Genomic DNA, 8,162 nt, shown 5'->3' with positions numbered 1-8,162 from the left:
CTCACTCGGCGGAGGCTCACTCGGCGGAGGCTCACTCGGCGGAGGCTCACTCGGCGGAGGCTCACTCGGCGGAGGCAAAATATTAGGCTTTCTCCACTGAGCATAAAATGTAACATCCATTGCCGGCATGATATATTCGTCACCTGCTTGATATAGAGTACCCTCACCGTTATCGTCAGTTGTCCAACCGATGAAATTATGTTCATCTTTTACCAGTGTGCTTTTACCCATTATGATAGTCGTTTGATTTTCAAGATAGTCAGTGTCATCCGTCGGTGCAATGCCATCTGTGTTTCCATTGCCGTCATAGAATACCCTGTACGTTGGCAGCGGAACAGTAATAGGCTCCCATTGCGCATAGAATGTTACGTCGTGAGCCGGCATAGTAAACAAGTCGTCCGATTGATACATATCGCCCCTGCCATCGATTTGTGTGTTCCAACCGATGAAAATATGCTCGTCTTTTGCCAAATCTCCCTCTTCAAGTATCATAACCCAAGCGTATTCTTCAGGATATTCCCAAGGGTCTTCGGGCTCAATGCCATCTGTATGTCCGTTGCCATCATAAAACACCTTAAACATATCAGGGTTTTGATGGAACTTAGCCCACTCGTTCGTCACGACAGCTGTTAACTCATCGCCATTCCACATGACTCCAGGTTGCTGATATGAGGCTACAAAGGTGATATCATCATCCAACTCTGAAACCACATACACACGACCTGACCATAGATTTGTCAAGGTAGCAGGCTTACTCACACTAAAGCCAATCCTGTCATAAATTGGTGCCGTTACATTTTCACTAATCCAATCAATGTCATTTCCTACGCAGTGCCAAATATTTTCTTCCTCGTCAAGCAAAATCCAAATTAGGTCGTTCACATCGGTCGCATCCCTGACAATTGCGTAGAACATAGTGTCTTCGTCTACGCTATCTGGCTGATTGACCAAACGTTTCTCTACGCGGAGGGTGCCCACACCATGCTCAAAACGATTTGTTACGGTCGCAACTATGTTGCCGCCATTGACAAAGTTCTCTGTAAAATAGCTGATTGATACTTCAAACCCAACAGAGAAAATATCACCTATATCACGGCCATTGGCGCAAAATTCATCCACGACATAGTTAAAATGAGAGTTGAGGCCGGTTATAACCGTTGACCTTGCCGCGCTGAACGGAATAAACTGAAACAAGTTACCATTATATGCTTCATCTGCCGGTCTATATTGATAGCGATCATCGGCTTCTAACGAGAAGTGCATATATTCCTGCGTACCCTCTATTCGAACGCCGGCATAAAACTCGGTAAATTCATCCACACCCCAGTCTTCGGGGAAGCCGTCCAACTCTTTTACAACAATTAGATTGCCCTCGCCATGCGCGTATTCATTGATAACACGCACAACAAGGCTGCTCGCCTCATCAGCAGATATTTTAATGCCGCCGGGCGAGACGATTGCGCCGTTGTTAAAAGTATAGCTTGTGGTAATATGGTCGATGATTGCTCCAGGCGTAAAGTACTCTTCGACGATATAATGCGTATCTTCGTCCACAGGCAAATCGGTTACCAACGCCGGCGCGTTCGCGGCAAACGGCACAACTTGCAGAAAATCGATTCCTCTATCGTCAGGCATATAAAATACAGTATTTCCGGCCGCGTCTATATATCCGATGTTGCGATACGTATAATCACCGTATGCCCTACGCACTGCCTCAAATATCAAAGTATTTCGACTGCCCGGATTGTCTGCGCCGCCAACGGCTGATACCGTTGCATGGAACACTGTATCTTTAGTTATGCCCCAACAATCCAGATGACCAGCCAAATCTTTGATAATAGTCATATTACCAGAGCTGTGTTTATAGCGATTGGTCGCAGTGACAACGATCGTTTCGTTAAATTCCAACTCCTGAACGCCGTTATTGTCAGAATACATAACGCCGTGTGTCCAATTGTTGTCCTCATTCCAGGCACCCTCGTCGGTTATAATTTTTACATATTCCCAGTTATCCAGCCAAGTCTCGTCCATCCAAATGCCATCTGCCCAAACGCCATCATCCCGATTTTTGAAAGTTGGATCTCGGTCAAGTTTGATGTCATTCCAAAATGCACCCCATTCGGCCCCAATTGGTTGGTCATTTGCCATTCGAACTTCACGCACCTCATACCGTCCCCACGTCCATAAGTTAGATAGCTTAACCGGACTGTTGGCGCTAATTGGGATTTCCAGCATCGGCGTACCCTGATAGTCTTCTGTTAGCCCGAAAATATGGTTGCCCACACACCAGTATGTTCCATCCGGCTCAGGGCTTTCCTTGAATAGGAGGTAATTTCCGTAATCCACATCCCAAATACGTACGTAAAATACGGTATCATCATCTACACCCCAGTCTGTCGAGAACCCATCAAACAATTTATAAATTTCCAAATACCCGATACCATGTTTATAGTTGTTTATGATCGTAGCTTGTGTCAATTCACCCTCTGTCAGCTGAATTCCTTTTTCGTCAAAGCTATACGTTATCTCAACCAAATCTGTCTTAATATCAAAAATTTCTTCTATAAAGTAGATGAAGGGAAGTGCGTTTTGAAGGCCTGTTGCTTGAATTGGCACACCTAAAAGTATGGCCGGTTTATCCACTGAAAAGTCTATGACCGTTGCTAGCTCTCGCGATCTAACAAGTCCGGTATATGCATATTCGTGGATATTTTCCTCAGCACGAAATGTTAAGTAATACCCGTCTTGATTGGTCATTATGGCATGAAACGGCGTTTGATCACCGACATCCCAATCAATCTCAAACCAGCCCTCTAGCATTTTATTGAGCTGCAAAGTGCCTGTTGGTGCCGCTTCCAATGCTAGTTGAATTTGAACAACTGCATCCAAATGGCACACAATAGCATCTCCATCCCAAGTAAAGAGATACTCCGGATTTCCCTCCTTAAACCCTCGGTGAAAATCCTCGGTGCTCACAAGGGTTCTGCCTCCGGGTATAGCTGCATTGCCGCCCGGGTTGGGAAAAATCACTTCATAAATAATATCGATTCCGGATGCCTCCAGATCACGGATAGTGATGACGTGCGTTTTTGGTCCGCCGCCTCTAAGCCATTCCAAATGCCACTGGTAAACCATATCCCCAATGCGAGCGTTATTTGCCCAGTGCTGCGTCAGCGCGTCGGCAGCTTTCTGGTTAGCAGGGCTGGTGTTTGACCCTAACACAATAGTTATGCCGAGCATATTATCTGTAATTGTTCCGCTGTTCATGCCGTTACCATTATTCCAGTTCACGCTCGTGTTAAACGCGTTATATGTCGTTTCTACTTTCGTCCAATAAAAAGGATTTCCTTTTACTGGGTAAAATGATACATCAGCGATTCCGCTTGAATACCAATAACCTGTCCTCCATTCGACCTCATCCAAATACACAACGTAAGACACTTGCACAGGCGCCGTCCCGATAATGTTATATTGATGAGCATTCCAAATCACTGTGTTGCCCTCTCCAATCGTCACACCACTTGTCATCGATGTCGTTACCAGCTTAAACTCGCCAAGGTGGTCAGTAATAGTAACATAGGGCCGAGTGCTATCAAGCGGCAGCTTAGGCGTGCCCGGATCGTCCGGGTCATCCCATGTACGCCCCCACGCCGACAACGTGACAGTAGCCGTTCCGTCACCATTATAAGCGACAGACTTTCCTGTCCAAATCTCACCCTGCGCCAACGACTCGGGCGGCATACTTTGCACAGGCGAGCCATCAATGATGGTATACCCATCAATGCTTGAATAGGCAACCATTGATAGCTGTCCTGAAAGCAAAATTATGGACATACAAAACGCTAGCATTCTTTTTAACTTTTTCATTGATGATGCTCCCTTACGGTAAAATTTATATATCAATATTCGAGGTCGGTCGAATGCTTTGTGGGGTTTTATTTTCATTTTATTCATTTTTTGTTAATACTCTTTATTGCTTTACACACAAAAGCGCCCCCTGTCACAGGCAGGTTGCCTATGACAGGGGGCGTCCGTTTAATGAATTGTCTGTCGATTAGTTGATACGCTCAATGGCCAATAAGTCTATACGGTTATACGCGCCGCGCGTACCGACCGCGAAGACACGCAAGCCGTGAACTGTAAAATACGGCTGAACGTTCATCGCCGGAATAGCACTCAACATCTCTTCTAAATTGACAACACCGTAGTACCGTCCGGCAGGCATATCAGTGCCGCCTGCGCCAAAGTGTACATCGTTATTACGACCGGTCTGGGTGAGCCAAACACCCATGTTAATGTCACTGCCACCGGGCGAAGGCGTAGTACGGAAAGCAAAGGCAGAAACCTGTGAGATGGTATAATCCCACATAAATTGATAGTTTGCCCATTCCGCACGCGGAATGCGTGTCGGCGTTGTTGTCATCATGTCGGCATCCGGCCAAGATGATTCGTTGCGGTATGGGTTTGCATGCATAAAGACTCTGCCATTCGCATCACCGGTTACCGAAACGTAGCTTCCGATGCCGGGGTTGCCCGTACGTACAGGCTGATTGAGAACCGGCAAGTCAATAAAGTTCAACCCACTTCCTTCACGAGGTTGCGGCCCGGAAATTTCGATTTCTCTCAATGTACGAATGACTGCCATCACCATCATCTGGCTTTGGAACTCCATCAGCGGCGAGAAGAAATAATTCAGATAATACCCTGGCCTGTCAGGGTCAGGAATGAGATGGACTTGGCTGGTCGTGTTGCTCATGATCGAACGCTCTTGGTTGTATAAAAAATACACAGATCCGCGCGCCCAACTAGGTATTGTGTCTTGGAACGGCAAATCGGCTTGCGCGATAACACCATTGGCCGGTACTTCGCCACCAAACAACGTCATCATACGACCAATCAATACCGCCGCTTCTTGACGAGTAATGGGGGCATATGGCAGGAATTTAAGCCCTTCCCAATTCGCCGACTCAGCACCTTGAATAACATTCAGTCGTGTCAGATAATAGACATCGCTGTCATAATCGGCATCAATATCAACAAAATCCGGGAAGTCTACCAAGGTGTTTGAGTTACGCGATGCAACAAAATCGCTGATACTCATACCACTTTGCGCTTCAATAAAACGTGCGCCCAAATCGGCAATGTAAAGGCGATTAATGCCCTCTTGCCATATGTTGCTCGCCAACACGCGTGTTGAGATAAGGTCTGCGTGATAGGCATCAACTAAGTAGTCACGTGACCAACTGTTGGGGTTGTTGTCATTGTCCCACAGCGTAATCGGTACAAAGTTTGCTGTGACCGCGACATCATCTGTCACGAAAATCCTTGTTGTCGCGTCAGCGGCATCTTCAAAGATGTTGCCTGCGGCACTTGTCCAACCGACAAAGCGATAGCCTTCCTCAGCATCGCCTGCGCGAATCGTAATAGTCGAGCCTGCAGCATAGCCGCCTGCACCCGAGTCATCGGCATTGCTACCGTCAACAATAACGGTCGCCAATGCAGGCGGCGGGCAGTCACATCCATCGTCAAACTCAGCAAAGAGCTCAAGATTGAACCACAAGTCGCTGCTGTCGCTCGCCACATTGCCCACTACAGCTGTCAAGACGTTAACGCTGGGGCGCAATGCCTCTTCTAAGTTAGTACGGCTTGCCGCATCATGCATTCTAATCGCACCGTTGTTTTGCAACGGGAAGCCGGTGTCGCGATTGCTGACATCAGCATTGATGGTGAACGAGCGCACCTGCGCATCCGCCTGTTGTCCACCAAAGGCGCTCCAATCTACAGACTCACCCACAGTTATATTCCCACCGGTATTTGCGCGATAAATTTCAATGCCGTTGAGGAATAAGATCATACTGTCATCCAGCTCATGCCGCCCACGCACATCACCCAAGCTGGCAATACAGACGTCGTCAGCCAAAGTAAATGTCCGGCTGAAATAGGTAAAAGTGTGCACAGGCGCAATCGCACCAGAGGCATGGCCACGCTGATGCGCACCCGTGCCAATCCCGATGGGCGACGCCATGACCAGCCCGGTGTCCGCACGAGGCGAACCAAAGCCGATGGGTGTCGGCGCACCGTGTGGGTGCTCTCCGCCGCCTATCCAGTTTCCAAAACGAACAGGGTTAAATGCGTCCGCAAAGAGTTCGGCGCCGGTTCTTCCGTAGAAGCGCCAACGGTCGCCAAAGTCTGCAAAGAAGCCGTCGCTCGGCTGCACAATCACGCCAACAGTCACTTCAATGGTAAGCGTTAAAGGCAAGCCAAGGCTGTTTGCTACATTGCCGGGCAAATCGATCACGCCGTGTACCAAGAATCGCTGTGGCTCATCAAGCATCGGGTCATAGTCGATATTATCCAAATCCCAAATAATCTCGGCAAACATCGGACGAACACGCCGACCATATTCACCGGTGGCATTACGGATAGTGGCCGTGTTACCACCCTGATTGTTGCGGATTACCGTTTCTACTTGAAGTTCTGCCGGCAGTCTGAGCCCTTCGACTGTTGCCGGTGCGTGATGATTGTAGACGTGAACTTCCGGCGCAATGGCTTCCATGCCTACCAATTCTTCATCTTCCATTTGACGCAAACTGTCAACATCAGCCGGCACTGTGCCATCATCTGAGCGCACAATGGTAAAGACGTCAACCAATGTTCTCGTCGAAGCATCATCATACTCAATCTGATAGGTAACGACTTCAATGGTGTGTTCCGTCACGTTAACGACAGAGTAGTTGCGGCGGAAGTTTTGGTTGTAGCTGGCAATATAATGTCGGTTTGCCATTGCCGTCGCATTGTAGTAGCCGCTGCCACTCGCCGAGTTAAAGGCGAAGTAGGTGATGCCATCGGGGTTAAGTACTGCGCTGGTAGGCGTCGTGCCTGCCACGATGTTGCCGTCCGCGTCCAGCCAATTTTGCTGCAACACAGGTGTATGCGGCGCACTGGCCCTCAACGGATGTGTACGGGTGTAAATATGGCAGTGGCCTGACAACACAGTGTCAACACCAAGTGCTTCTAACGTAGGCAGCCAGTTGTTGATAATGGCCGCCTTTTCGGCATTATCGGTCGCGCGGAACGCCGAATACGGCGGAATATGGAATGCAGCGATAATCCATGTGGCATCGGCATTTTCCGCTATAGCATTCTGAATAAATGTCAATCTCGCACCTGCCAATGCCGTACGAACATTAGAATCCAACACCAAGAACAGCGTATTGCCCCAACGCACATAATAGTCAAACTGAATTTCAAACTGCGTACCGACATTGTTATTCAAACGCCGCACGTTGTCAGCGCTCAAATCATTGTTGTAATGATAGTGCCACAACCAATTGTTGGCATTCATGGCACCCGACTCATGGTTGCCGATGACAGGCAGCAAAGGCAGCCTATGCAACTCCGGCGGAGCAAACAAAATGTCATGCATATGCTGTGACCGTGCCCGAGCCGTCAGCTCATTGTCACCCGAGCCGGTTGTAACCCACGGGCGGCTGTTGATTTGGTCGCCTACGGACAGAACAAACTCGGCATCGGGTGTGTTCTCGGCGGCAATCTCCATTGCGTTTGTCCAGCCTTCATAATCCCGATGAGAGGATTGAAGTCCCACACCGATTTGCGGGTCGCCCATTACGATAAAGCTGAATTCCTCACCATCCGTGCCGGTGGTAAAAGTTTTGCGGTCTGACTCAAACGTAGCACCCACGACGACATATTCGTAATCGGTGTCAGCGATAAGCCCTTCAATGGTCAATTGATGTACGGTGTAGTCCTGCGTCACGCCGGGAAACCACGGCGTATCCGCCGAACGCGACTGCAACAATCGGGTTCTGGAATTTACCGTTTGCAGCGGCGTTGTTCCGCCGGCCTCGTAGAGCCGAATGCTTCCTGTCGTCGATTGCGAGTGCCAGGTAAACCGCATTTCGGTTACATCACCGCCCGGTGTCATATTGAGGTTTCGATAATCTGTCGGCACATATACCGACAACGGTGCCATCGCCGAGGACGATGACGGGGCGACTTGCATCGTCGTGGCTGTCGCTGTTGTAGCCATCAGTCCGAAAACCATGGCGACTGCCAACACACGCGCCATAACGCGCCGCATTTGTTGCATTGCTCTTGTTGCGTTCATGTGATTTCTCCTATTCTCTCCTTTAATTTATGTA

Annotated in this window: 2 protein-coding genes; both read right to left on the bottom strand. The window is 48.8% G+C overall.

The genetic code is table 11. The features are described from left to right. Window positions 1–3,867: InlB B-repeat-containing protein (locus FWE06_08605; protein ID MCL2547229.1), on the bottom strand; the 3,867-nt coding region annotated here is incomplete at its 3' end. A 187-nt stretch (window positions 3,868–4,054) separates the two neighbouring features. Continuing rightward, window positions 4,055–8,128, bottom strand: coding sequence for a metallophosphoesterase (locus FWE06_08600; protein MCL2547228.1), 4,074 nt, complete (start codon window positions 8,126–8,128; stop codon window positions 4,055–4,057). Window positions 8,129–8,162 lie beyond the last annotated feature (34 nt).

The organism is Oscillospiraceae bacterium, assembly GCA_009780275.1.
Taxonomy (GTDB): Bacteria; Bacillota; Clostridia; order Oscillospirales; family UBA929; genus WRAI01.
Note: the sequence above shows the minus strand (reverse complement) of the source record. Positions and strands in the feature narration are given on the sequence as shown.